At 73.0% G+C, this 24,947-nt stretch carries 20 protein-coding genes and 1 pseudogene; 14 read left to right on the top strand and 7 right to left on the bottom strand.

The window, feature by feature from the left end:
• The first annotated feature begins 5 nt into the window (after window positions 1–5).
• The 4 genes from EAO71_RS13095 to EAO71_RS13080 all read left to right on the top strand — a co-directional run bounded on the left by EAO71_RS13095 (window position 6) and on the right by EAO71_RS13080 (window position 6,348).
• The gene (locus EAO71_RS13095; RefSeq protein ID WP_147977890.1) at window positions 6–488 is read left to right on the top strand and encodes a MarR family winged helix-turn-helix transcriptional regulator; all 483 of its coding nucleotides are present in this window, start codon (window positions 6–8) and stop codon (window positions 486–488) included.
• 134 nt (window positions 489–622) lie between these two features.
• On the top strand, window positions 623–1,069 hold the full coding sequence (locus EAO71_RS13090) for a GNAT family N-acetyltransferase (protein WP_147977889.1): 447 nt from the start codon (window positions 623–625) through the stop codon (window positions 1,067–1,069).
• Window positions 1,066–2,316, top strand: a complete 1,251-nt coding sequence (locus EAO71_RS13085) for an MFS transporter (RefSeq protein ID WP_147977888.1) — start codon at window positions 1,066–1,068, stop codon at window positions 2,314–2,316. Before EAO71_RS13090 ends, EAO71_RS13085 begins: the two co-directional genes overlap by 4 nt.
• Window positions 2,317–2,682: 366 nt before the next feature.
• Window positions 2,683–6,348, top strand: coding sequence for a S8 family serine peptidase (locus tag EAO71_RS13080; RefSeq protein ID WP_147977887.1), 3,666 nt, complete (start codon window positions 2,683–2,685; stop codon window positions 6,346–6,348).
• Between the two features lie 74 nt (window positions 6,349–6,422).
• On the opposite strand, the gene EAO71_RS13075 is transcribed toward EAO71_RS13080, so the two are convergent.
• The 6 genes from EAO71_RS13075 to EAO71_RS13050 form a co-directional block, all read right to left on the bottom strand.
• A complete protein-coding gene (locus EAO71_RS13075; RefSeq protein WP_147977886.1) occupies window positions 6,423–7,790 on the bottom strand; it encodes a carboxyl transferase domain-containing protein in 1,368 nt (455 codons plus the stop codon).
• Window positions 7,783–9,249 (bottom strand): acyl-CoA synthetase, encoded by a 1,467-nt coding sequence (locus EAO71_RS13070; RefSeq protein WP_147977885.1) that lies wholly within the window; start codon window positions 9,247–9,249, stop codon window positions 7,783–7,785. Before EAO71_RS13070 ends, EAO71_RS13075 begins: the two co-directional genes overlap by 8 nt.
• A gap of 49 nt (window positions 9,250–9,298) precedes the next feature.
• Complete coding sequence (locus tag EAO71_RS13065; RefSeq protein WP_147979274.1) at window positions 9,299–10,486, bottom strand: nitrate/nitrite transporter; 1,188 nt, start codon at window positions 10,484–10,486, stop codon at window positions 9,299–9,301.
• Window positions 10,487–10,643: 157 nt separating this feature from the next.
• Complete coding sequence (locus EAO71_RS13060; RefSeq protein ID WP_147977884.1) at window positions 10,644–12,167, bottom strand: sensor histidine kinase; 1,524 nt, start codon at window positions 12,165–12,167, stop codon at window positions 10,644–10,646.
• Between the two features lie 45 nt (window positions 12,168–12,212).
• Window positions 12,213–13,256 (bottom strand): rod shape-determining protein, encoded by a 1,044-nt coding sequence (locus EAO71_RS13055; RefSeq protein WP_147977883.1) that lies wholly within the window; start codon window positions 13,254–13,256, stop codon window positions 12,213–12,215.
• A 337-nt stretch (window positions 13,257–13,593) separates the two neighbouring features.
• Window positions 13,594–14,208: a hypothetical protein gene (locus tag EAO71_RS13050; RefSeq protein ID WP_147977882.1), complete on the bottom strand. Its 615-nt coding sequence runs from the start codon at window positions 14,206–14,208 to the stop codon at window positions 13,594–13,596.
• Between the two features lie 122 nt (window positions 14,209–14,330).
• Between EAO71_RS13050 and EAO71_RS13045 the strand changes: the two genes are divergently transcribed.
• Window positions 14,331–15,092: an SCO2400 family protein gene (locus EAO71_RS13045; protein ID WP_147977881.1), complete on the top strand. Its 762-nt coding sequence runs from the start codon at window positions 14,331–14,333 to the stop codon at window positions 15,090–15,092.
• 24 nt (window positions 15,093–15,116) lie between these two features.
• Here EAO71_RS13045 and EAO71_RS13040 read toward each other — a convergent pair whose 3' ends face one another.
• Window positions 15,117–15,551 (bottom strand): MarR family winged helix-turn-helix transcriptional regulator, encoded by a 435-nt coding sequence (locus EAO71_RS13040; protein WP_147977880.1) that lies wholly within the window; start codon window positions 15,549–15,551, stop codon window positions 15,117–15,119.
• A 122-nt stretch (window positions 15,552–15,673) separates the two neighbouring features.
• On the opposite strand from EAO71_RS13040, the gene EAO71_RS13035 reads away from it, so the two are divergent.
• The 9 genes and pseudogenes from EAO71_RS13035 to EAO71_RS37660 form a co-directional block, all read left to right on the top strand.
• Window positions 15,674–16,693, top strand: a complete 1,020-nt coding sequence (locus EAO71_RS13035; protein WP_147977879.1) for an NADP-dependent oxidoreductase — start codon at window positions 15,674–15,676, stop codon at window positions 16,691–16,693.
• Window positions 16,694–16,757: 64 nt separating this feature from the next.
• Window positions 16,758–17,180, top strand: a complete 423-nt coding sequence (locus EAO71_RS13030) for an organic hydroperoxide resistance protein (protein ID WP_147977878.1) — start codon at window positions 16,758–16,760, stop codon at window positions 17,178–17,180.
• Window positions 17,181–17,783: 603 nt separating this feature from the next.
• The gene (locus EAO71_RS13025; protein WP_147977877.1) at window positions 17,784–18,611 is read left to right on the top strand and encodes a methyltransferase; all 828 of its coding nucleotides are present in this window, start codon (window positions 17,784–17,786) and stop codon (window positions 18,609–18,611) included.
• Window positions 18,612–18,669: 58 nt separating this feature from the next.
• Window positions 18,670–19,461: a HalD/BesD family halogenase gene (locus EAO71_RS13020; protein WP_147977876.1), complete on the top strand. Its 792-nt coding sequence runs from the start codon at window positions 18,670–18,672 to the stop codon at window positions 19,459–19,461.
• A 29-nt stretch (window positions 19,462–19,490) separates the two neighbouring features.
• Window positions 19,491–20,618, top strand: coding sequence for a fatty acid desaturase (locus EAO71_RS13015; protein ID WP_147977875.1), 1,128 nt, complete (start codon window positions 19,491–19,493; stop codon window positions 20,616–20,618).
• Window positions 20,619–20,622: 4 nt separating this feature from the next.
• Complete coding sequence (purD, locus tag EAO71_RS13010; protein WP_147977874.1) at window positions 20,623–21,960, top strand: phosphoribosylamine--glycine ligase; 1,338 nt, start codon at window positions 20,623–20,625, stop codon at window positions 21,958–21,960.
• A 7-nt stretch (window positions 21,961–21,967) separates the two neighbouring features.
• Window positions 21,968–23,293, top strand: coding sequence for an ATP-grasp domain-containing protein (locus EAO71_RS13005; protein ID WP_147977873.1), 1,326 nt, complete (start codon window positions 21,968–21,970; stop codon window positions 23,291–23,293).
• A gap of 23 nt (window positions 23,294–23,316) precedes the next feature.
• Entirely contained in the window at window positions 23,317–24,651 is a 1,335-nt protein-coding gene (locus EAO71_RS13000; protein ID WP_147977872.1) for an aspartate aminotransferase family protein, read from the top strand.
• A gap of 20 nt (window positions 24,652–24,671) precedes the next feature.
• A pseudogene (locus EAO71_RS37660) lies at window positions 24,672–24,947 on the top strand (ATP-grasp domain-containing protein); the annotation flags it as partial.

Below are 24,947 nucleotides of genomic sequence, written 5' to 3'. Positions count from 1 at the left end.
GAGCCATGGAGACGCTCGACACGACCCGGGACGAGGACTTCCTCCGGCTCGACCACCAGATCTGCTTCTCGCTGCACGCCGCCACCCGCGCGTTCAACGGGGTCTACCGCGGTGCGCTCAAGGAGCTCGGACTCACCTACCCCCAGTACCTGGTCATGCTGGTCCTCTGGGAGTACGGCGAGCTCCCCGTGAAGCGGATCGGTGAGCACCTGCGGCTCGATTCGGGCACCCTGTCGCCGCTGCTCAAGCGGCTGGAGGCGGCCGGGTACGTCGAGCGGCGGCGCAGCGCGGAGGACGAGCGCTCGGTCACCGCGCGCGTCACCGAGGCCGGCGCCGAGCTGCGCGAGAAGGCCCTCGGCGTGCCGCGGCGGATCGCCGCCGCGACGGGGATGTCGCTGGAGGAGATCCGCGGCCTGCGGGCCCAGCTCAACGCACTGGCCGCCCGGCTCGACGACGTCGACCCGGACGATCTGAGCCCCTGCGGCTGACCGGCGCCCGGCGCCCGGCGGCGGGCCGGAGGCCGGGGGCCACGGTCGGGTGGCGCCTGTCCCGACCTGGGGTCCTGTACGTACCCGGAGGAAACTGTAAGGACTCCATTACCTTCCATCCCTATACTCCCTCCATGCCCGCCATCACCGTCCGACGCGCCACCGCAGAGGACTCCCGCCGCCTCACCCAGCTCGTCAGGAAGTCCGGTGCGTACCGCGGTGACTACGCCGTCATGGTCGACGGCTACGTCGTCGGAGGCCCGTACATCGAGCATCACTGCGTCCACGTCGCCGTCGACGGCCAGGGCCGCACAGTCGGCTTCTACGCCCTCCTCCTCGACGAGGCCGAGCTCGACCTCGCCTTCGTCGCCGACGACGCCCAGGGGCTCGGCACCGGACGCCTGCTGATGGAGCACATGGCCGGCGAGGCCCGCGCCGCCGGCCTGACGTCCGTCCGCGTCGTCGCGCATCCGCCCGCCGAGGAGTTCTACCTGCGGACCGGCGCACGCCGGACCGGCGCCGTCGAACCCACCGGCGGGATCTACTGGACCCGGCCCGAGCTCCGGTTCGACGTCGCGTGACCGAGACCCGGGCCCCCGCACGCGGCCGCGTCCTCGCGGACCTCACCCCGCTGCGGACCTCCGCGCACTACCGCCGCCTCTGGTTCGGCAACACCGTCTCCTGGGTCGGGCAGGGCATGACGGCCCTCGCCGTCTCCCTCCAGGTCTACGAGATCACCCGCTCGCCCTTCTCCGTCGGGCTCGTGGGCCTCTTCTCGCTCGTGCCGCTGGTGGTCTTCGGCCTCTACGGCGGCGCCATCGCCGACACCGTCGACCGCCGCAGACTCGGGCTGGCCAGTGCGTCCGGCTCCGCCGTGCTCTCCGCTGCCCTCGCCGCCGCCGCGTTCGCCGGGTTCCACGACGTCTGGTTCCTGTACGCGATCGTCGCCCTGCAGTCGGTCTGCGCGGCGCTCAACTCACCCGCCCGCACCTCGATGATCCCCCGGCTGCTGCCGGCGGCGCAGCTGCGTGCCGCGAACGCGCTCAACTCCATGACCACGACGTTCGGCACGCTCGTCGGCCCCAGCCTGGGCGGCCTCCTGGTGGGCTTCGGCGGCTTCCAGACCGCGTACCTCATCGACGCCCTCGCCTTCTCCGCGGCGCTGTACGCGATGTGGCGGCTGCCGTCGATGCTTCCCGAACGGACCGGTGCCAAGCGCGCCTCCGTCCTCGACGGGCTGCGCTTCCTGGCCACCCGGCCCAACCTGCGCATGACCTTCTTCTCCGACTTCTGCGCGATGATCCTGGCCCACCCGCGGGCGCTCTTCCCGGTCGTCGCCGTGCTCTGGTACGACGGCGACGCCCGCACCACCGGCCTGCTCGCCGCCGCCCCCGCGGCCGGGGCGCTGCTGGGCGGGGTGCTGTCCGGCTGGCAGGGACGCATCCGCCACCACGGGCAGGCGATCCTCCTGGCGGTGGCGTGCTGGGGGACGGCGATCGCCGTCTTCGGCCTCACCCGCAACCTCTGGCTCGGGCTGCTGTTCCTCGCGATCGCCGGGTACTCGGACACCGTCTCCATGATCTTCCGCAACACGATGATGCAGGTCGCGGCGCCGGACGAGATGCGCGGCCGGCTCCAGGGGGTGTTCATCGTGGTGGTCGCGGGCGGCCCGCGGCTCGGTGACTTCCTCGCGGGCTCGGTCGCCGACCTCACCTCGCCGACCGTCGCGATCACCGGCGGCGGACTCGCCTGCGTGCTGGCGGTCGGCCTGCTCGCCCTCCGCGGCCGCGGCTTCCGCCGCTACGACGCGCTGGACCCCACGCCGTGACACGTCGGCGGCGCGGCCACCGGGCCGCGCCGCCGACGCCCGCCCTCGGGGGGCGGCCCGCCGGGCTCGCGGCCTGATCGGCAGGACACCCCCGCTCCCCGAGCCGGCCCGACCGGCCAGAGGTCCCCTTGGTCCCCCGGCCTTTCGTCCGGCCGCGCCTCCAGCCGCACGTCCTGCGCTCCCGCCCCGCCCCGCACCGCAGGTCTTCCGGCCTGATCGATCGCTCAACGCCAAGCGCCCACCTGGCGGTTGGCCGCCACGGCAGATACCCGCCAGGCCGACCCGGCCTCAACCGGACGTGAACGGCCGAGACTCGTCGCGACGCCCGGAACCAACCCTTCCCCCGGGTGTCCGAGGAGTGCGTCGATGACCAGACCTTCCGTCAGAGGGAGAGCCGGGCTGCTCGCCACCGGCCTCTCCCTCGTGATGCTCTCGGCCGGGCAGACCGCCGCGGCCGGAGCGACCGGCAGCCCTGTACCGGACACCTTCACCGGAACCAAGGGCGCCAGCAGCACCGTCACGCTCGTCACCGGCGACCGGGTGACCGTCACGGACCTCGGCGGCGGCCGGAAGGCCGTCAGCGTCGACCGGGTCAAGGGCGCCACCGGTGGCGTCCGCAGCGAGATCGTGAACGGCCGCGTCACCGTCGTGCCCGACGAGGCCCGCCGCTACCTGGACTCCGGGGTGCTCGACCGGCGGCTCTTCGACGTGAGCGGACTCATCGAGCAGGGCGTCACCGACGAACTGCCGCTGATCGTCACCTACGGCAGGGCCGCCCGCGCCGCCGCCCCGCGCGGCGCCGAGACCGTCCGCGCCCTGCCCAGCATCGGCGGCGCCGCCGTGCAGGCCACCGACCCCGCCGCCTTCTGGCAGTCCTTCACCGGTCCCGCCGCGCGTTCCGCCGTCGGCAAGGTCTGGCTGGACGGACGGGTCAAGGCCGCCATGGCCGAGTCCAACGCGCAGATAGGCACCTCCAAGGCGTGGGACGCCGGCTTCACCGGCAAGGGCGTCAAGGTCGCCGTCCTCGACACCGGCGCCGACCTCGCCCACCCCGACCTCGCGGGCCGGGTCACCGAGTCCAGGTCCTTCATCGAGGGCCAGGAGGTCGCCGACCGCAACGGTCACGGCACCCACGTCGCCTCCACCGTGGGCGGCAGCGGCGCCGGTTCCGAGGGCAAGGAGAAGGGCGTCGCGCCCGGTGCGGCGCTCGCCGTCGGCAAGGTCCTCTCCGACGAGGGCTCCGGCAGCGAGTCGCAGATCATCGCCGGCATGGAGTGGGCCGCCAAGGACATCGACGCCAAGATCGTGTCGATGAGCCTCGGTTCCCAGGAACCCAGCGACGGCACCGACCCGATGGCCCAGGCCGTCGACACGCTCAGCGCCGAGACCGGCGCCCTGTTCGTCATCGCCGCCGGCAACTCCGGTGCCCCCGGCTCCATCGGCTCGCCCGGCGCCGCCGACTCCGCGCTGACCATCGGCGCCGTCGACTCCGGCGACGCACCGGCGTACTTCACCAGCCAGGGCCCCCGCCACGGCGACCAGGCACTCAAGCCCGACCTGTCCGCGCCCGGCGTGGACATCCTCGCGGCCCGCTCCCAACTGGTCGGCGGCACCGGCCTGTACACGTCGATGAGCGGCACGTCGATGGCCACCCCGCACGTCGCGGGCGTCGCCGCCCTGCTGGCCGAGCAGCACCCCGACTGGACGGGCGCGCAGCTCAAGGACGCGCTGATGTCCTCGTCGAAGACGCTCACGGACTCCCCGTACGCGCTCGGCGCCGGCCGGGTCGACGTCGGCGCCGCCGTCGCCGCGCAGGTGACCGCGACCGGCTCCGCCGACCTCGGCTTCGTCGCCTGGCCGTACGAGGACAGCAAGCCGGTCACCCGGACCGTCACGTACGCCAACTCCTCCGACCGCCCGGTCGAGCTGAGCCTCGCCGTCGAGGGAGTCCCCGCCGGGGTCGCCACCCTGGCCGACACCACCCTCACCGTCCCGGCGCACGGCACCGCCCGGACCACCGTGACCGGGGACGGCACCAAGGCGCCGGTCGGGCAGTCCACCGGACGCGTCGTCGCCTCCGCGGGCGGGACCCCGGTCGCGCACACCGCGCTCGGCATGGTCAAGGAGGAGGAGCGCTACACGCTCACCGTCCACGTCAAGGACCGTGACGGCGCCCCCGCCCCCGCCCATCTCGGCGTCCAGCACCTCACCGAGGGCGTGGACCCGTTCCCGGTGGCGGTCGGCGAGTCCGGCACGCTCGAACTGCGCCTGAAGCCGGGCACGTACACCGTCGACACCTTCCTCGACGTGCGCGGCTCGCACGGCACGGACTCGCTCGGACTCGGCTTCCTCACCGCGCCCGAGATCACCCTCGACCGGGACCGTGAGATCACCCTCGACGGCCGCCGGCTCCGGGAGATCCGGGCCGAGGTCGACCGGCGGACCGAGACCCGTCAGCTGCTGATGGAGTTCGACCGCCGGGCGAACGGAGCCCACTACGGCGGCGCCTACCAGGTGCCGGCGAAGTACGACTCGATCTTCGCCGCTCCCACCACCAAGCCCGCGACCGGCACCTTCGAGTACCGGACGGTCTGGCGCCTGGGCAAGCCGGTCCTGGAGGCGAGCGCCGACGGCCGCGCGCTGTCCGACGCCGTCGCCCAGCCCGGTGCCGCCCTGCTCGAAGGCAGGCACCGGCTCCGGGTCGTCGACGCGGGCACCGGCACCGCGGCCGAGTACGCGGGCAAGGACGTCAAGGGCAAGGCCGTCCTCGTCCGGGCCGGCGCGCTGCCCGCCGCGGAGCTCGCCCAGAACGCGCAGGACGCGGGCGTCACGGCGCTGTTCGTCACCGACGACCAGCCGGGCCGGCTGATGGCCTGGTTCGGCACCGCCGACTACCAGGACCGGCCGCTCGTCGTCGCCTCCGTGAACTCCGCCGACGCGGCGCGGATCGCCGCCGCGGCGGCCCGCGGCACCCGGCTCGACCTGACGGGTACCCGCTACACGCCGTACACCTACGACCTGTCCGAGGGGCACCCCGGAGCGATCGGCCAGGACCTCGTCTTCCGGCCCGGCAGGAACGAACTCGCCACCCTCGACTCCACGTTCCACATGCCGACGGGCAAGAAGGAGATCGGCGGCGAGTTCCGCTACTCGATCACCGACACCTTCCCGATCGGCTTCGGGTTCAAGGAGTGGATCGCCTTCCCCGCCCAGCGCACCGAGTACGTCTCCACCGGCACCGGCCAGCGCTGGCACGAGTCGGTCGACCTCGGCGAGTCCCTCGAGCAGCGCGGCGGCACCAACGCCTACCCGGGCGGCAGCCGGCGCACGCTGGAGTGGTTCGCGCCGGTCTGGCACCCGTGGCTGGGCACCGGTCTCGGCTGGGGGCAGGAGCGCACCGGCAACGACCTGCGCTTCAACACCCCCGGGTGGGGCGACTCGGGCCCCGACCACACCGGCTTCGGCAACGTGTGGAGCGACGACTCGATGACCCAGTACACCGAGGTGTACGTCAACGGGGTCCGCGTCGACCGCAAGATGAGCTCGGGCGCCTACGCCTGGGACGCCCCGGCCGAGGAGGCCACCTACAAGGTCGTCACCGACACGGCGCTCGATCCGGCGCGCTGGCGGCTCTCCACCCGCGGCCACGCCGAGTGGACCTTCCGGTCCAAGGAGACCCCGAACGACCGGAGCACCTACCTGCCGATGCTCAACCTCGGCTTCGACGTCGACACGGACCTCACCGGTGACGTCAGGGGCGGCCGGAAGCTGCCCGTCGGCATCTTCGCGGAGTACGTGGAGGGTGCCTCGGACACCGGCAGGATCACCGGCGGGACCCTGGAGGTCTCGTACGACGAGGGGAAGACCTGGACCCGGGTCGCCCTGCGGCGCACGTCCGGGACGAAGGCCGCCTGGACCGGTGAACTGCGGGTTCCGGACCGGGCCGGCTCGGTGTCGCTGCGCGCCGGCGCGAGCGACGACCGGGGCGGTGCGGTGACGCAGGAGATCATCCGGGCGGTGGGGGTGAAGTAGGCCCCGCCCGCCACGAGCAGGGCCCGGTACGGCGCGCAGCCGTACCGGGCCTTCGCCGTGCGCGGGGCGGACGCTCAGCGGGTCACGATCCCCCGCACGCAGCCGAGTTCCACCAGGTCCTGCGGGCGCAGCCGGAGCTGGTCGGCCGTCGCCGGGGCCTCCTCGGGGGCGCGCTTGAGGATGGCGGCGGCGAGCTCGGGCGCGATGACGGAGAAGTAGCCGTCCGGCGTGGTCCAGGTGTTGCCGGGCGCGGCCAGCGCGAGGGCGCCGCCGGATCCGCCCTCGCCGATCAGGAGCGAGGTGACCGGGGTCCGGGCCCCGGCGATCGCCGCGAACGCCTCCGCGATGGCCGGGCCCGCGCCGGCCCGTTCGGCCTCGGCGTCGTTGGCGGCGCCGGGCGTGTCGATGAGGGTCAGTACGGGGATCCCGAGCCGGCCGGCGAGCCGCACCAGCCGGGCCGCGGTGCGGAATCCGGCGGGCCGGGTCGGGGTGCCGCCCTGCGCGGCGTACGCCACGACCCGTCCCTCGTGCAGCCCGAAGCCGCACTCCGTCCCGGGGTCCACCCCGCCGGCGCGGTCGCCGCGCAGGGCGGCCCGCTCCTCGAAGTACGCGTCGAGATACGCGGCGGCCCGCGGCCGGCGCGGATCCCTGGCCCGGGTCACCGCCTCCCAGCCGGTGCGGGGCGCGTCCGCCTCGGTGAGGGCGGCGGGCGGGGGAGCGGCCCAGGGCTCCGGCGCGCGGGCGTCCGGCGCGAGCAGGCGCAGCCACCGCGCCAGCGTCCCGCGCAGGGCGGCCGGCGGGACCAGCGCGTCGACGTGGCCGTGCCGCCACTGCTCCTCGGCGGTGTAGGCGGCCGGGTCCGCGCCGGGCGGGCGGACCCGGGAGCCCGCGAAGGCGACCTGGGCGTCCGGGAGGGCCAGCACCACGTCGGCGCCCGCGCCGACCGTCGCCCAGCCGCCGCCCGTCGACGGGTCGCGCAGCACCGCGACATGGGCGACACCGGCCTCCCGCAGCAGGACGGTCTCGGCGGCCACGCGCTGGAGCTGGGCCAGGGCGACCATGCCCTCCTGCATCCGGCTGCCGCCGGTCGCCACGAGCGAGACCAGGGGGAGCCGCCGCTCCCGGGCCGTGCGGTAGGCGGCGACCAGCCGGTCCCCGGCCGCGCCGCCCAGCGAACCGCCGAGGTAGCCGAACTCGAAGGCGAGCAGCACGCACGCGCGACCGCCGACGCGAGCCGTGCCGTACACGACGGACTCCTCCTCCCCGGTGCGCGACGCGGCCCGCGCCCGGGACGCGTCGTAACCGGCCCAGCCCAGCGGCCCGTCGGCCGCGGCCCCGAGCGGCCCGTCCGGCCTGGCGTCCGCGGCGCGGTCCGGCACGTGGTCGGTGAAGTCGTCCGTGACCAGCGCGATCGCCGCACGGGCGGTGAACCGCTCAGCCATGGAGGGCCCCCGGCAGCGCCTTCTTCATGACCTTGCCCATGTCGTTGCGGGGCAGTTCGGTGAGGTGGCGGACCACCCGGGGACGCTTGTGCGGGGCGAGCAGTCCCGCGACGTGCGCGGCCAGTTCCCCGTCCGACGGCGGCTTCTCCGGGTCCACGGGCACGACCCAGGCCACGACGCGTTCCCCCAGGTCCGGATCGGGTTCGCCGGTCACCGCGACCTCGCGCACCGCAGGGTGGTCGAGCAGCGCGTTCTCGATCTCGCCCGCGCCGATCTTGTACCCGCCGCTCTTGATCAGGTCCGTCGCCCGGCGGCCCACGATCCGTACGGAGCCGTCGGACTCGCGGACCGCCATGTCGCCCGTGCGGAACCAGTCCCCGTCGAAGGCGGCGGCCGTCGCGTCGGGCCGGCCGAGGTACCCGGAGAACAGGTTCGGGCCCCTGACCTGGATCTCGCCGACGCTCTCGCCGTCCGACACGGGGATCTCGGTGCCGTCGTCCTCGACCAGGCGCAGCTCCACGTCCCGCAGCGGCACGCCCACCGAGCCGGGGCGCGGACCGGAGCCCACCCGGACGCTGGTGTTCATGAGGGTCTCGGTCATGCCGTACCGCTCGACCACGGTCCGTCCCGTCGCCGCGGCGATGCGCTCGTGGTCGTGCACCGGGAGCGCCGCCGAACCCGAGACCAGCAGCCGCGCGTCGGCCAGCGCCCGCGTCAGCGCCGGGTCGCCCTCCAGCGCGTCCGCGATCCGGTGGTACATCGTCGGCACCCCGAACAGCATGGTGCCGCCGCCCGCGCCGAGTTCGCGCGCCACGCCCTCCACGGAGAACGAGCCGAGGTGCCGGACCGAGCCGCCGCGCCGCAGCGGGCCGAGGACGCCGAGGATCAGGCCGTGGACGTGGAACAGCGGCAGTGCGTGGACCAGCACGTCGTCGGCCGTCCACGCCCAGGCGTCCGCCAGCGCGTCCAGCGACGCGGCGATCGCGCGGCGGGAGAGGACGACGCCCTTCGGCGGCCCGGTGGTGCCCGAGGTGTAGACGATCAGGGCGGGAGCCTCGGGGTCCGTCACCTCGGGCACCTCGGCCTCCCCGCCGCCGGCCGTCTCCACGTCGACGCGCGGCAGGCCAGCCAGTCCGGCGGGCAGCTCGTCCGCCGCACCGGCCAGGACCAGGCCGGGCGAGCTGTCGCCGACGATGTGCGCCAGCTCCCGCTCACCGGTGCGCGGGTTCAGCGGGACCGCCGGCACCCCGGCCAGCAGGGCCGCGACCACGGCCACCGCGGTCTCCGCGGTCGGCGTCGCCCACACCGCCACCCGGCCCGCCCCGGAGATCCGGCCGGCGAGCGTGCCCGCCGCCGAGGCGAGTTGCCCGTACGTCAGCGCCTCGGCGCCGAAGCGCAGCGCGGGTCGGTCGTGCGGCCGGTCCGGGCCGGCCGCCAGGGCCGGGAAGAGCGGGCTCATCGGTCGATCTCCTCGCGTCGGGGATGCCGTGAGGAATTCTGCCCGCGCCTCACGGGCGCCGGGCTGCGACCTTGCTCACCTCGCCGGGCCGCTCGCCGTCCGCGGTCGGGGTGATGTTCCGCATCCGGCCGTAGGCGTACACACAGCCGGCGAGGGCCAGGTCGGACAGGAGCATGAAGCCGATCGAGTACGAGCCCTTGGCGCTGTAGATCGCGCCCATCACCAGCGGCGGCACGAAGCCGCCGAGTCCGCCCATCGCGCCGACGATGCCGGTGACGCTGCCGACCTGCGGTTGCGGGGTGACCTGGGAGACGAGCGCGAAGATCGAGCCGCTGGCCGTCCCGAGCCCGGCGGCCATGCCGAGGAGCGCGATCGTGCCGCCCGGGTCCAGCGGCGGGTCGAAGGCCTGGACGATGGCGAGGAGGGCGGCGGCGCCGAGCGCGCCGGAGGTGACGAGGGCCGGGTGGACGCGGTCGGAGAGCCAGCCGCCGAACGGCCGGAAGACGACGGTGACCAGCGCGAACCCGGCGGCCTTGGTGCCGGCGTCGGTCGGGTCGAGCTCGTACCAGGTCTTGAGGTACGTCGGCAGGTAGACGCCGAAGGCGACGATGCCGCCGAAGCCGATCGCGTACAGCGCCGACAGCTCCCAGGTGACCCGCAGCCGTCCGGCCCGGCCGAGCCGGGTCGCCAGGGAGTCGGTGGGCACCGGGCGGCCCGGCCGGTCGGTCACGAGGAGGAAGGCGAGGACCGCGTAGACGGCGAGCGCGCACGCGACGACGACGAACGGCAGGTCCTCGCCGTGCTCGGCGATGCGCGGGGTGAAGTAGCCGGACAGCGCCACACCGCCCATGCCCATGCCGAAGATGCCGAGCGCGAGGCCCCGCTTGGCCGGTGGGAACCAGGAGTTGACGAGCGGGATGCCGATGGCGAACGTGGTGCCGCCCAGGCCGAGGAGGAACCCGACGGCGAGCATCGCGGCGTACGAGTCCTTCGCGAGGATCAGCAGCAGGACCGGCACGATCGTCAGCGCCGACACCAGCGGGAACATCCTCTTGGCACCGTACCGGTCGGTGAGCGCGCCGACCGGGATCCGGCCGAGCGAGCCCACGAGCACCGGCACGGCCACGAGCAGCGACTGCTCGGAGGAGCTGAGGTCCAGCCGGTCGCCGTACCAGCTCGCGATCGGCGCGATCAGATTCCAGGCCCAGAAGGTGAGCGTGAATCCGATGGTGGCCATCACCAGGTTCCGGTAGGCGGCTGCGGGGGGCTTCGCGACGGTGTCCACGCCACCAGTCAAGATCGCGGGTACTGCGGTGGCGCGCCGGAATGGGCCGTTCGAGGGCCCCGGCGCGGGCGCCGGTTCGGCCGGCCCGGGCGCCCCGGCGCCCGCGGGCTCAGGGCCAGCTGACCGTGGTGGGCGGCCGCGCGTCGTCCGTGACCCGCAGGGCGGGGCCCAGCGGCGGCGCCGACACCTCGACGGTGATGGCGCGGACCTCCGGCCGGCGGTGGGCCGCCGCCAGCGCGCCCCGCAGCGTGGCGAGGATCCGCTCGGCGTCGGCCTCGTCGACCAGGGTGTCGACCGCCCCCGAGAAGTGGACCGAGGGCTGGAAGCCGAGCAGCGCCGCCGCGCCGCCCGTCTCGCGCAGGACCCGGCCCCGGAACGACGCCGGCACCTCGGCCGGCGGCTGCTGGAGGGCGAAGATGGCCGTCCGCACCTCCTGGATCGTGGAGTCCAGCTCGTCCACGGCCCGCCCGAGCAGGGAACTCTCCTCGGCGGATCCGGCGGCCCGGCGACGGGTGGACTCCAGCATCATCTCGGTGGCGAACAGCCGCTGGACGACCAGGTCGTGCAGGTCGCGCGCGATGCGGTCGCGGTCCTCGTACACCGCCAGCCGCTCCCGGTTGTGCTGGGCGTCCGCGAGGACCAGCGCCAGTGCCGCCTGCGAGGCGAACTGGGAGGCGAGCAGCCGGTCGACCCCGGTGTACGGGCGCCCGCCGCGGCGCCGGGGGAGCGCGAGGGTGCCGATCAGCCTTCCGCCGCTCTGCAGCGGCAGCATCATCGAGGGCCCGAACCGCGACCGTACGTGCGTGGTCATCCGCGGGTCGGTGGCCGAGTCCTCGATGAACACGGGTTCCCCGCCGAGCAGCTGCTCCAGGACGGGCGATCCGGGCGCGATCGCCGTGCCGACCAGATCACCCGGGTCGTCCGGCGTCGAGGCCGCCACGATCTCCATCCCGCCCTCCTCGGTGGGCTGGAGGACGACCCCCGCCGAGGCGTCGGCGAGCAGCCGGGCCTGCTCGGCGACCGTCGTCAGCGCGTCGGCCGCCGGCCGTCCGGCCAGCAGGGCGGTGGTGACCGCCGCCGCGCCCTCGATCCAGCGTTCGCGCTGCCGCGCGGTGTCGTACAGCCGGGCGTTGCCGATGGCGATGCCGGCCTGGGAGGCCAGGACCCGCAGCAGCGACTCGTCCTGCTCGGTGAAGGTGCCCGAGCGCTTCTCGGTCAGGTAGAGGTTGCCGAAGACCTCGGTGTGGACGCGGATCGGCACGCCCAGGAAGGAGCGCATCTCGGGATGGCCCTCCGGGACGCCGGAGGAGCGCGGATCGGTGGTCAGGTCGTCCAGGCGCAGTGGCTGGGGGTCCTGGACGAGGACGCCGATCAGGCCGGTGCGGCCGTCGGGAAGATCGCCGATCCGCTTCCGTTCGGCCTCGGTGAGACCGGACGTGAAGAGGGCGGTGAGCCGCCCTCGCTCGGGATCGACGATCCCGAGCGCTCCGTAGCGCGCGCCCGCCAGCTCGGTCGCGGAGTCCACGATGTGCTGGAGGGTGGCCCGCAGTTCGAGGTCCGTGCCGACGCTGAGGACGGCTTCCAGCAGCGTCGGCAGGCGGGGAGCGGACGCGTCCCGGTCGGTGAGCGACATGGTTTCATTGTGGTGCGAAAGTGAACAAAAGGGCGTACCCGGCGATCACTCCGTGTCGGCCAGCGGGTCGAGCACCATCGCCTGGATCTTGCCCTCCAGCATCGCGCCGAGGCCGAGGATGGCGCAGACGTCGGGCCGCTCGGCGATGTGCACCGGCATCCCGGTCGCCTCGCGCAGCATCTGGTCGAGGCCCGGCAGCAGGGCGCTTCCGCCGACCATCATGATGCCGCGCTCGGCCAGGTCGGCCACCAGGTCGGGCGGGCACTCGCGGAGGATCTTGCCGATGCCGTCGAGGACGGCGGTGAGCGGGGTGTGGATGGCGTCGCGCACGGCGGCGGTGTCGACGGTCACCGAACGGGCCAGGCCCGTGGCCACGTCGCGGCCGTGGATCTCGGTGAAGGTGGGGCCCTGGAGGGTCAGACCGTTCCCGCTCAGGGCGAGTTGGAGCGGACGGACGGACTGGCTGGGCAGCATGAGCTCGTGCTGGTGGCGCAGGTGCTGGATGACGGCGTGGTCGATCGCGTCGCCGCCCACCGGGATGCGTTCGGCCGTGACGATCGCCCCCAGGGAGAGCACGGCGACCTGGGTGGTGGCGGCCCCGCACACCATGATCATGGTCGCGGTGGGCTGCTCGACGGGGAGTCCGCAGCCCACGGCCGCCGCGATCAGGGTGTCGACCAGCTCGACCCGGCGGGCACCGAGACCGACGAGGGTCTCGACGGCCGCGCGCTGCGCGAGCGGGTCCGAGTCGTGCGGGGTGCAGGCCGCGGCGCGCAGCCGGGGCTTGCGGCGCAGCTGGCGGCGGAGCTTCTCGCCGAGGAGGTGGCGCAGCATCCGCTGGGCCATGTCGATGTCGACGACGGTGCCGCCGGAGACGGGCCGGGTGACCCGGATGTAGTCGGGGGTGCGGCCGGTCATCTTCTCCGCCAGCGCGCCGACGGCGATCAGCGCTCCGGTACGGGTGTTCACGGCGGCCACACTGGGCTCGTCGACGACGAGGCCGACGCCCTTGACGAAGACGCGGGTCCGGGCGGCCCCGAGGTCGACGGCGACATGGCAACGGCGCAGCTGTTCGAGACTGACGGTCACGGCAAGTCCTCCGGAGTGCGGTGCTGGCACGGAGCGAGGTGGTTCGCGGTGTCTACGCGGTCCTGTTGGCATCGTCCGCCTCCGCGCGGCGCGGCGCGCGCTGGGCTGCGCCGGCCGGGGGTCCGGGCCCGCTGACGGTGTGTCGGACGAGGCGAGAGTGCTCACAGGGGCAGGAGGGACTGTCGACTGATGTGAGGCGTACGAGTGGTGAGTGGCTGCTGTCTCGAGCGAGTCGGACGAGGCGTCAGTGACAGACGTGTCGTACAGGCCGTGAGTGGCCGCAGTGGCTGGTGTGGCGCGAGTGACCGTGCCGGGCGTGCCGGCCGCGTCGTCCGGGTCACAGGAGGCGTTGCAGCAGGCCCCAGGTGAACTCGGCGGCGCGCGGGGTGCCGTCGGGGAGGGTGAAGTCGAGGCGCAGCCGGCTCGGTGCGCTGCCGTCGCGGGGCCGGGCCGGCGGGAAGGCGTTGCCGACCTCGGCCAGCGTGCAGCTCCAGGGCCGCAGGTCGTCCACGGTGCGCAGTTCGGGGGAGGGGGAGCCGGGGGCGCGGACCAGGCCGCAGCCCCACACCTCGACGGGCGCGCGGCCGCCGACCGGGCCCACCATGACCTCCCAGCGCAGCTCGGGCCAGAGCGGCAGCGGCCAGCGCAGCACCTCGGACGCGTACGCCTCGACGGTGTGGCGGGACTCGGGCTCGCCGAGCGCCTTGCGGTAGCGGTGGAGTTCGCCCGGACCCCGGCGGGCGTGGGCCCACGCCTGCCACCGGCGGTTGGCCTCCCGCATCTCGGCCCGGCTCGCACCCAGCGCCCGCCGGGCGTCGTCGACCCGTTCCGGCTGGTGGTCGGCCATCCGGCGCAGCAGCACGAGCTGGAACTCGCGCGGTCCGAAGTCCGGTCCGGCGGGGGCCTGGGAGCGGGGGCCGAAACGGGACCCCGGAGACTCGGCTGACGTCATCCGCCCATCCTGCCCGAAGCGGGACTTTGGTGACGGCACGCCGTGGACCTGCGGTTTCCTTACAGGATCCTCACGTTCAGGGGTACCTGCGGTGTTCGGGTGCGACATAGCCTGCGGGCGCCATGGACTACTGCCACCAGTGCCGGCGGCATCTCAACGGCGCCCTCGCCTGTGCCGGGTGCGGGACCCCCGTCGAGGAGCTCCGGTACGAATCGCCCCACTCGACCGCCCACGCGGCCGAGGCCGAGCACGTCTACGAACTGGACCTGCTCGAGCCTCCGCGCCCGGCCCAGGGCGGCCGTCGTGCCGCCCGGCGCGCGGCCGTCGGACCCGCCGCCACGGGGCGCGCCGCCGCGCGCCGAGGTCGCCGATCGCGCGGCCGCAAGGGCCGCGCCGTCCTCGTCGGGGCGCTGGGGGTGGTACTGGCCGCCGGCGCGCTGGGCCTGGCGAAGTCGGCCCTGGAGCAGCCCGCCGAGGGCGGGGCCGCCACCGCCGTGCAGGAAGAGGACATCGTCGAGAGCTCGCTGCCTCCCGAGCCTTCGGAGAGCCCCGAGGAGTCCGACGGGCCGGTTTCCGTCGACAAGCCGGTCACGGCGTCCCCCGTCGCCACGCGCGCGCCTGCCTCCGGCGGGTCGGGCAAGGGCGGCTCGGGTGCGGGCGGCGGTTCGCAGGGCTCCGGCGGAGGACCGGCGGGGCCTCCGGGGCCGTCGGGCTCGCCCACGGCCTCCGCCTCTTCCTCGGCCGGTGGGCCGACTCCGACCGCCACGATCTCGCGCGACCCCTCCTCCACCGCATCGGGCGGTCTGCCGCCGACCACCGCGCCGGCCCCCACGCCCTCCCCGACGGAGAAGCCCTGCACGCCGTTCCTGTGGTGGTGCGTCTGAGCTGCGGTCGCGCGCGGCGGGGCGTCAGAGCGCGTTCTCGCCCAGCATCCGCTTGAGCAGATCGCGCAGCAGCGCGCGCTCGGCCTCCGAGAGCCGGCTCAGCGGCTCCCGCGCGAAGTCGAGGGACTCGCGCAGTCGGCGCGAGGTGTCCAGGCCCTCCGGGGTGGGCGCTGCCAGCTTGACGCGCCGGTCGTCCGGGTCCGGACGCCGCTCCACCAGGCCGCGCGTCTCCAGCCGGTCCACGATCCCGGTGACGTTCGACGGCTCGCACCGGAGCTTCTGGGCGATCCTGCGCATCGGGACCGGCTCCAGGGAGAGCAGCCCGAGGACCCGCGCCTGGGCGCCGGTCAGCGAGTGCTGGGCCGCCGCCTGCTCGTACTCCGCGTAGTACCGCGCCACGACCGTGCCGATCAACTCGACGACTTCGAGGGTCAGGGGGTCGGTGGGTGAGGTGGTCATGGGTCACATCCTACCCAGATACTTGACAACATGAAATATCCAGGGGCATGGTTGTTTCAGGTTGTTAAGTATTGGCAATCTGAAGTTTTCTCAGAGTGAAGCATTCCCAGGAGGCCGTGCAGATGTCCGTACTTCCCGCGTCCAGCCGTGAGTGGCACCTCGTCGCCCGCCCGCACGGCTGGCCCACCCCGGCGGACTTCGCCCTGCGCGAGACGCCCGTCAGCGAGCCCGCCGAGGGCCGGATCCTCGTCAAGAACCTCCACTTCTCCGTCGACCCGTACATGCGCGGCCGGATGAACGACGTGAAGTCCTACGTCCCGCCGTTCAAGCTGGACCACCCGATGGACGGCGGCGCGGTCGGTCAGGTCGTCGCGTCCAACGCGGAGGGCTTCGCCGTCGGCGACCACGTGCTGCACGGTCTGGGCTGGCGCGAGTACGCCGACGTCCCGGCGCAGCACGCCACGAAGGTCGACCCGGAGCTCGCCCCGCTCTCCACCTACCTCGGCGTCCTCGGCATGACGGGCCTGACCGCCTACGCCGGCCTCTTCGAGGTCGCCTCCTTCAAGGAGGGCGACGCCGTCTTCGTCTCCGGCGCGGCCGGCGCCGTCGGCAGCCAGGTCGGCCAGATGGCCAAGCTCAAGGGTGCCTCGCGGGTCATCGGCTCCGCCGGTTCCGACGAGAAGGTCAAGCTCCTCGTCGAGGAGTACGGCTTCGACGCCGCCTTCAACTACAAGAACGGCCCCGTCCGCGACCAGCTGCGCGCGGCCGCCCCGGACGGCATCGACGTCTACTTCGACAACGTCGGCGGCGACCACCTCGAAGCCGCGATCTCCTCGCTGAACGTGCACGGCCGCGCCACCATCTGCGGCATGATCGCGCAGTACAACGACACCGAGCCGGTACCCGGCCCGCGCAACATGGCCATGATCATCGGCAAGCGGCTGCGCCTCCAGGGCGTCCTCGTCGGCGACCACTACGGCCTGCAGGGCCAGTTCGTCCAGGAGGTCGGCGGCTGGCTGCGCTCCGGCGAGCTGAAGTACGGCGAGACCGTCGTCGAGGGCATCGAGAACGGCGTGGACGCCTTCCTGGGCCTGCTCCGCGGTGACAACACCGGAAAGATGATCGTCTCGGTGACCGGCTAGTCTTCCCCTCAGCCGCCGCGATCGTGGGCGCGAGTCGCGGCGAACCATGAGAAGGAAGACCCAGATGTCCATACAGCAGTCCGACGTCCTGTACACGGCCATCGCCACCGCGCAGAACGGGCGCGACGGCCGTGTCGCCACCGACGACGGTCAGCTCGATGTCGTCGTCAACCCGCCCAAGGCCATGGGCGGGTCCGGCGCCGGCACCAACCCCGAGCAGCTCTTCGCCGCCGGGTACAGCGCCTGCTTCCAGGGCGCGCTGGGCGTCGTCGCCCGCAACGAGAACGCCGACGTCTCCGGCTCGACGGTCACCGCCGAGGTCGGCATCGGCAAGAACGACGACGGCTTCGGCATCATCGTCAAGATCTCGGCCACCATCCCGAACGTGGACGCCGAGACCGCGAAGAGCCTGATCGAGAAGGCCCACCAGGTCTGCCCGTACTCCAAGGCCACCCGCGGSAACATCACCGTCGAGCTCGCCGTCTGAGTTCCGCGTAGGCTAGACGAGGGCCGCACCCCGACCGACCGGGGTGCGGCCCTCTCTGCATATGCCAAAGGCAATGCTGCGGAGTTTGTCAGGTTGAAGAATATGAATGACGAGGGTTGACGAACTCCTTTCGCGATCACTAGTTTCTGCGACGGCTCAGAAACCAGTACGACTCCGCGCTCACCGGCGCATCACCATCCTGGGCCGCCCCGTACGGCGCCACCTGCGTCCGTAAGCTCCGATTCCGGTTTACCCCTCACCCGGAGGCAGTCACTTTGAGCACGACACCCCCCATGCTTCTCCACCGTCCCGACCGAGCTCCCGCCCGCCGATTCAGCGGCGTCTCCGAAGCGTCTCGGTCCATGTTCTGACGGTGCGGGCCCCGTAGCCCGCCCCCTGCCGGCCCTTTCCCCACGGCCGCGCGTTCTCCCACTGTTCCCCGGTGAGTACCGGCTGATTCACGCGCTCTTCGCCTCGGCGGTTCCCTGTGTCCGGCGCGTGCAATTCGTCATGCCTTCTTCCGGAATTGCCTCCACGGCATTCCGGCTGTTTCGACGCGCCTTCTTCCACTCTGCCCAACCCATCGAAAGGTTCCAGGCTGCGATGAGTGCTGCCCCGATCACGACGCCGGTCGAGCGACGGTCCCTGCCTGTCGGAGGAAAGGGGACCCTCTGGGCCGCCCGCCCCGCCTACGGCGTCTTCGAGTACCGCGGCCGGCCGCTGCGCATCGAGGTCGAGGACCCCGCCGAGGTGCTCTTCCCGACCGACTGCGGCCTGAGCCTGGTCGCCGCCCTCAACAACCCGAGCGCCCCGGACCCGCGCGGCCTCACCGCGTTCGACCTCGGCTGCGGCTCGGGCCTGTACACCGTCGCCCTGCTGGCGGGCGGCGCCTCCCACGTCACGGCCATGGACGTCAACGCCGCCGCCGCCGGGGACACGCTCGCCAACGTCGCCCGCAACGGGCTCGACGTCAACCGCGTGACCTGCGTCGCCGCCGACCTCGCCACCTTCGCGCCGGTCGAGAAGGCCGACCTGGTCGTGACCAACCCGCCGCACCTGCCGTACGACCCGCGCTACTCCACCGACAGCGGACTGGAGACCGCCCTGGTCGCCGGCCGCGAGGGCCGCGGCATGTACGACGCGGTCGTCGCCCGGATCGACGACCTGCTCGTGCCCGGCGGCCGGCTGGTCATGGCCCATTCCTCGCTCGCCGACGTGGCGCGCACGGTTTCCGAGATGCGCGACAAGGGCTACGAGGTGCGCACCATCGAGGTCTGCGAGATGGACATTCCGCTGGAAAGCTACGCGGAACACAAGGACATCATGCTCGGCCACCTGGAGAAGCTGCGGGCCGACGGCCGTGCCGAATTCGAGGGCGAGCGTTTCATGGTCCACGCGCTGGAATTCACGCGTCCGTTCGGCGCCGCCTGACTCCGATCACTCCGCAACGCACCGAAATCGCACGAAAAAAATCGACGAGGGGGAACGCATGACGATCGACGGAAGTGCGGTGCACGTGGCCGCGGAAGAGGTGGACGGCCTGCTGGGGCGCCACTTCGCCGAGAAGTTCGACGCCGCGGCGACGGCTGAAATACGTGAGAAATTCGCAGCGGAACACATCGTGCCGCTTCGCGGACTGCTTCCGCCGGAACTCTTCGGTCCGATCCGGGACGAGGCATTCGGCATCATGGACCGCTACGGCGTCAGTCACGACCTCACCTTCGAGATCACCGACGGCACCCCGCGCAGCATGACCACCGTCGGCCAGCCCGTCATCAAGGACGAGGGCCCGCTGATCGACGCCTTCTACTTCTCCCCCCAGGTCCTGGACCTCGTCTCCCGCGTCGTCGGCGAGAAGGTCCACACCTGCCCCTACGCCGGCGAGCACTACGTCATCAGCCGCCTGCTGAAGTCGGGCGACACCCACGGCTGGCACTGGGACGACTACACGTACGGCATCATCCTCGTCCTCGAGGCCCCGCACTACACCGAGGGCGGCTTCGTCCAGGCGGTCGCGCACACCTCCTGGGACAAGGAGAACCCCGACGTCCACGGCGCGCTGATCAGCAGCCAGGTCCGCTCCTACGCGCTGGAGCCCGGCGACGCGTACGTCGTGAAGACCAACACCACCATGCACCGCGTGTACCCGATCCGCGGCGAGGGCCGCCGCACGATCGTCAACATGACGCTGGCCAGCGCGGACGACCTCAGCCGCCCCATGACGCACGAGACCAACGACGCCCTCTTCGGCGGCGTCCGCGATCCGCGAGACGCCGGCTGACGCCCCGGTCGCCCACCGAGGAGCCAACGATGCAACCACGCGAGACGATGCGCGGCCTGCCGCGCCTCGTGCAACCCTTCCTGACCTGGGTGACCGGCGTGCCGCTGGCCGGCGCCGCGCCCCGCGTCATGTGGCGCCCCACCCTGGCCCTGATCGCCGGCGCGGTGCAGACCGCCGTCTCCGTCGCCGTCGGCGCCTGGGCCCTGACACAGCCCTGGTACGTCCTCGTCCCGGTGCTGCTGCTCAGCTGGCCGGTCACGGCCGGCGGCATGCGGCGGCTGGACGTCGTCGTCGTCCACCAGACGCTGCACCGGATGTTCACCGCCTCCAAGGAGGGCAACCGGGTCGTCAGCGAGCTGATCACCACCCTGCTGTGGCGCCCGCCCTTCGACGGCAACCGCCAGGAGCACCTCACCCACCACGCCTTCCCCTGCTCCCTCAAGGACGGCGACACGCTGTACCTGCAGAGCACCGGCGCCCGACCCGGCATGAGCCGCCGGGAGTTCCGCGGCTACCTGCTGCGCGCGGTGCTCTCGCCCCGGCACCACTGGTCCTTCCTGTTCAGCCGGATCCGGGCCAACTTCCTGACCCGGTCCCCGCTGTACCGGATGGCGATGGCCTACGCCTTCCTGGCCGCGACCGTCGCCCTGCTGGCGGTCACCGGCTGGTGGGCGCAGTGGCTGCTGCTCTGGTTCGTCCCGCTGACGTTCTTCTTCCAGAACCAGACCCTGCTCTACACGCTCAGCGAGCACCGCTGGTGGATCCACGACAACGCCGAGCGGCTCACCAAGGCGCAGCGCGACGAGCTGACCTTCGGCCGGTTCTGCGGGGAGTCCGTCCCGGACACCGCCTCGCTGGGCGCGGCCGGCCGGCTCGCCGCCTGGACCGGCTGGTGGCTGCGGATGACGCTGCTCTACGCCCCGTACCGCATGTGCATCCTCGTCGGCGACACCGTGCAGCACGACCTGCACCACGTCCGGCCCAAGTGCGACTGGGCGAACTCCTCCTGGGTCCGCAACGACGACCTGGCGCAGGGCAACGCCGACCGCTACTACGAGGCGTGGGGCGGCCTGCTGACCCACGTCTACGTCGGCAACAGCGTCCGTGACTGGACCGCCGTGCCGTCCGCCCCCCTCACCCCGTCGACGGCGGGGTGACCCCGTGACCACACGAGCAAGGTCCATGAAGAAGATCCTCGTCGTCGACAGCACCGGACGCGGCCACGCGATCTGCGACCTGTTCACCCGCACCGACCCGGACGTGACCGTCTACTACGGCCCCGGCTGCGACGTGATCGACCACCCGCGCATCGTGCCCGCCCCCTCGGTCTCGCTGACCGACCCGGCCAGCGCCCTGGCGTTCCTGGAACGGCACCCCGTCTCCTTCGTGTTCGTCTCCAACATCGACGCCCTGTCCCTGGGATACGTCGACGAGCTGCGCCGCGCCGGCCACCGGGTCGTCGGCCCCACGCGGGCCGCCGCGGCGCTGGAGTCGAGCAAGACCCGCGGCAAGGAGTTCTGCGCCGACCACGGCATCCCCGTGCCCGAGTTCGAGGTCTTCACCGACCCGGAGAAGGCCAAGGAGTACCTGCGGACCCTCCCGTACCGCTGCGTCGTCAAGACCGACGGGCTCACCCCCGACGGCGACGGCTCGGTGGTCTGCGACTCGACGGCCGAAGCGGAGGCGGCCGTCGACCGATTCGCCCGCGAGTGCGGCGAGGGCCTGCGGCTGGTCGTCGAGGAACGCCTGACCGGACCCGAGATCTCGGTGTTCGCGCTGCTCGACGGGGAGAGCGCCCTGCTGTTCCCCACCGGGCTCGACTACAAGCGCACCCTGGAGAACGACGCCGGCAAGAACTGCGACGGCATGGGCTCCGTCTCGCCCCACCCGGACGACAGCCCCGAGCTGCGCGAGGAACTCCGGGCCGCCCTGGTCGAGCCGCTGCTGCGCGGACTCGGGGCGGAGGGGCTGGACTTCACGGGGTTCGTGTACATCGGCGCCATGCTCACCCCGCGCGGCCCCGTCGTCATCGAGATCAACGCCCGCTTCGGCGACTCCGAGGCGGAGGTCGTCCTGCCCGGGGTGCGCAGCGACTTCACCGCGCTGTGCGAGGCGGTGCTCGCCCGGGAGCTGGGCCGGCACCGGCTGGAGACCGACGGCCTGGCCCGCTGCTCGGTCGCCCTCGTCCAGGGCAGCCTCGACCCGGGGTCCGCGGACGCGTTGGCCGGCTGGCCCTTCGGCCCCTTCGCCGTCGGCCAGGCGGTGAGCGGGCTGGACCGCGTCGACCCGGCCGAGGCCGTCGTCTTCTGCGCGAACGTCCGGCTCGACACCGCCGGCACCCCGCGCACCACCGGCGGCCGGGTGCTCCACGTGGTCGGCGCCGGCACCACGCCCGAGGAGGCGCGTGCCCGCGCCTACGGCCAGATCGAGCGCATCGGATTCCCCGGCATGCGCTACCGGACCGACATCGGGGCCGTCGCGGTTCCGGCAGGGAAGTGAGCACCCGATGCCCCGCAGAAGAGCGTTCGTACTCTTCGAGATGATGAACGCGATGCTCGTCACCGCGCAGGCCGCCAAGGCCCGCGGTTTCGAGATCGTCGCCCTCAACCGCAACCCGCTGTGCTCCGAGGGCCCGTTCACCGTGCCGGACGGGCTGGTCGACGAGTACGTCCAGGTCGCCTCCTGGACGGACCCCACCATCGTCGAGCCGCTCCTGAAGTACCTGGTCAACCGCTACGAGATCGTCGGCACCCACAGCGTGTTCGAGGGGGCGCTGCCCCACCAGGCCGCCCTCCGCGAGCTCGCCGGCCTGCCGACGACCGTCCCCGCGACCCTGCGCCGCATCCTCGACAAGGCGCAGGTCCGCGCCCGGCTCCAGGAGGCCGGCCTGACCGCCCTGCGGACGGCCCCGCTCGACGAGGCGCTCGCCTGGGAGACCTGGGGCTTCGACCGGCCCGCCGTGCTCAAGCCCGCCAACGGCACCGGCAGCGCCCTGTGCTTCGAGGTGTCCTCGCCGGAGGAACTCCGGGCGGCGATGGAGACGGTGGGGCGGACCGAGGTCGTCAACCCCCTGATGCGCGACTACATCCGGGCCCACGGCGCCTTCGTCCTGGAGGAGCGCGCGGAGGGCGAGCTGCTCTCCGTCGAGTCGATGGTGCACCGCGGCGAGGTCGGCTTCGTCGCCCTCACCGGCCGCTACGTGCTGGCCTCCGACCCGGTGGTCGAGCAGGGCACGCAACTGCCCTACTTCCACCCGCACATGGACCGGATCGTCGAGACCTCGCGCGCCGTGCACGAGGCCCTCGGCTTCCACCACGGCGGCACCCACCTGGAGTTCATGGTGGCCGAGGACGGGACGGCCGAGCTGATCGACTTCAACCCCCGCTCGGCGGGCTTCGCCTCCCCGGTCGCCACCGGCGCGGCCTACGGGGTCGACTTCGCCGAGGTGCTGGTCGACGTCGGCTGCGGCATCCGGCCCGATCTGTCCTTCACCGGGCGCACCCACCGGTTCGCCGTCGAGATGCTCGTGATGCCGCGCCCGGGGACCACCGAGTTCCATTCGATCGAGTTCCCCGCCGACGCCCTCGCGGCCCGCGCCAGCAAGACCCGGGGCGAGAAGCTCAGCGGCCGGGCCGACCAGCTCGACGCCGTCGGCATGTTCATCGTCACCGGCGACACGGCGTCCGAGGCGCACCGGCGCGGCCTCGAGGCGCGGTGCGAGGTCGTCGTCAACGGCGAGCCCCTGGGGGACCACCCGGGCAACGCCGTCGCCCACTCCCGCCACATCGGCCGGGACCTCCCGGCCCCGACGCCGACCGGAGGCCCGCGGTGACCCGCACGCACGAAGAGGCAGTCATGACGCAGGACAGCGGCCCGGCCGCCGTGTTCGACAGCCGGGAGTCGGCGGTCCGCTCGTACTCCCGGTCCTTCCCCGCCACCTTCGAGACCGCCCAGCGGGAGTTCGTGACCGGTGCCGACGGCACCCGGTACCTCGACTTCCTGGCCGGAGCGGGCGCGCTGAACTACGGCCACAACCCCGCGTTCGCCAAGCGCGCCCTGATCGACTACATCGAGCGCGACGGCCTCACCCACGCCCTCGACTTGGCGACCACCGCCAAGCAGGACTTCCTGGAGACCTTCCAGGACCACGTCCTGGCGCCGCGCGGGCTGGACCACCGGGTGCAGTTCTGCAGCCCCTCCGGCACCAACGCGGTCGAGGCGGCCCTCAAGGTCGCCCGGCTCGTCACGGGGCGGACCAACGTCGTCGCCTTCGGCGGCGGCTTCCACGGGGTGAGCACCGGTGCCCTGGCCGCGGTCGGCTCGGAGTTCTACAAGGCCGGCCTCCACGCCACCCTGCCGAAGACGACCCACATCCCCTTCCCCGACTCCCCGATGGGCCCGTTCGACTCGCTCGACCTGCTCGACCGGATGGTGTCGGACAGCAGCTCGGGCGTCGAGAAGCCGGCCGCGGTCATCGTGGAGACGGTGCAGTGCGAGGGCGGGGTGTACGTCGCGCCGACCGAGTTCCTCGTCGGCCTGCGGACCTGGTGCGACACCCACGGCGTGCTGATGATCGTCGACGACATCCAGGTCGGCTGCGGCCGCACCGGCACCTTCTTCTCCTTCGAACGCGCGGGCATCCGGCCGGACCTGATCACGCTCTCGAAGTCGATCAGCGGATACGGCCTGCCCATGGCGCTTCTGCTGGTCAAGCCCGAGTACGACGTGTGGAAGCCCGGCCAGCACAACGGCACCTTCCGCGGCAACCAGCTCGCGTTCGTCGCCGCCGCCGAGACCATCCGCACCCACTGGGCGGACGGCGCCGGCGAGGCGTTCGGCGCCGAGGTGCGCCGCAAGGGCGACCTGGTCGCGGCGTATCTGGACCAGTACGTGACGGCCCGCTTCCGCGCCTCGGTCCGCGGCCTCGGACTGATCTGGGGCATCGACGTGGGCGCCGCCGGCATCTCCGGCGCGAAGGTCTCCCGCCGCTGCTTCGAGCGCGGTCTGATCGTGGAGACCTGCGGCCGGGACAGCGAGGTCATCAAGATCCTCCCGCCGCTCATCGTGTCCGACGAGAGCCTGACGGCCGGACTCGACGTCATCGTCGAGGCCCTCTACGACGAGGCCCAGGACGACCAGCGGGCCTCCACGGGCGCCGCCTCCGCCACGTCGACCACCGCCACCCCGTGACCACCGGAGGAACAGCCAGCATGAACACGATCCTGATCATCGGCGGGCGGCTCCAGGCCATCGAGAAGGCGAAGGCGCTCGGGCTGCGCGTCGTCCTCCTCCAGCACAAGGAGCGGCTGCTGCCCGGGCAGGCCGAGGCGGCCGACGCGCTGCTCCTGGTGGACTACCTCGACTGGGACGTGACCTGGCCGATCGTCCGCGCCGCCCACGAGGCGTACGGCTTCACGGCCGTCATGACCCTGGTCGAGCAGGCCACCGAGCTGGCCGGCCGGCTCAACGACCGGCTCGGCCTCGTC

Source organism: Streptomyces sp. MS191, from assembly GCF_008042125.1.
Taxonomy (GTDB): Bacteria; Actinomycetota; Actinomycetes; order Streptomycetales; family Streptomycetaceae; genus Streptomyces.
This window is presented reverse-complemented; position numbering and strand designations above follow the sequence as displayed.

Excerpts from the sequence above, each read along its gene's own strand:
- EAO71_RS13095 (WP_147977890.1), top strand. The coding sequence starts at position 6 with ATGGAGACGCTCGACACGACCCGGGACGAGGACTTCCTCCGGCTCGAC.
- EAO71_RS13090 (WP_147977889.1), top strand. The coding sequence starts at position 623 with ATGCCCGCCATCACCGTCCGACGCGCCACCGCAGAGGACTCCCGCCGC.
- EAO71_RS13080 (WP_147977887.1), top strand. The coding sequence starts at position 2,683 with ATGACCAGACCTTCCGTCAGAGGGAGAGCCGGGCTGCTCGCCACCGGC.
- EAO71_RS13075 (WP_147977886.1), bottom strand. The coding sequence starts at position 7,790 with ATGGCTGAGCGGTTCACCGCCCGTGCGGCGATCGCGCTGGTCACGGAC.
- EAO71_RS13070 (WP_147977885.1), bottom strand. The coding sequence starts at position 9,249 with ATGAGCCCGCTCTTCCCGGCCCTGGCGGCCGGCCCGGACCGGCCGCAC.
- EAO71_RS13065 (WP_147979274.1), bottom strand. The coding sequence starts at position 10,486 with ATGGCCACCATCGGATTCACGCTCACCTTCTGGGCCTGGAATCTGATC.
- EAO71_RS13060 (WP_147977884.1), bottom strand. The coding sequence starts at position 12,167 with ATGTCGCTCACCGACCGGGACGCGTCCGCTCCCCGCCTGCCGACGCTG.
- EAO71_RS13050 (WP_147977882.1), bottom strand. The coding sequence starts at position 14,208 with ATGACGTCAGCCGAGTCTCCGGGGTCCCGTTTCGGCCCCCGCTCCCAG.
- EAO71_RS13045 (WP_147977881.1), top strand. The coding sequence starts at position 14,331 with ATGGACTACTGCCACCAGTGCCGGCGGCATCTCAACGGCGCCCTCGCC.
- EAO71_RS13040 (WP_147977880.1), bottom strand. The coding sequence starts at position 15,551 with ATGACCACCTCACCCACCGACCCCCTGACCCTCGAAGTCGTCGAGTTG.
- EAO71_RS13035 (WP_147977879.1), top strand. The coding sequence starts at position 15,674 with ATGTCCGTACTTCCCGCGTCCAGCCGTGAGTGGCACCTCGTCGCCCGC.
- EAO71_RS13025 (WP_147977877.1), top strand. The coding sequence starts at position 17,784 with ATGAGTGCTGCCCCGATCACGACGCCGGTCGAGCGACGGTCCCTGCCT.
- EAO71_RS13020 (WP_147977876.1), top strand. The coding sequence starts at position 18,670 with ATGACGATCGACGGAAGTGCGGTGCACGTGGCCGCGGAAGAGGTGGAC.
- EAO71_RS13015 (WP_147977875.1), top strand. The coding sequence starts at position 19,491 with ATGCAACCACGCGAGACGATGCGCGGCCTGCCGCGCCTCGTGCAACCC.
- EAO71_RS13005 (WP_147977873.1), top strand. The coding sequence starts at position 21,968 with ATGCCCCGCAGAAGAGCGTTCGTACTCTTCGAGATGATGAACGCGATG.
- EAO71_RS13000 (WP_147977872.1), top strand. The coding sequence starts at position 23,317 with ATGACGCAGGACAGCGGCCCGGCCGCCGTGTTCGACAGCCGGGAGTCG.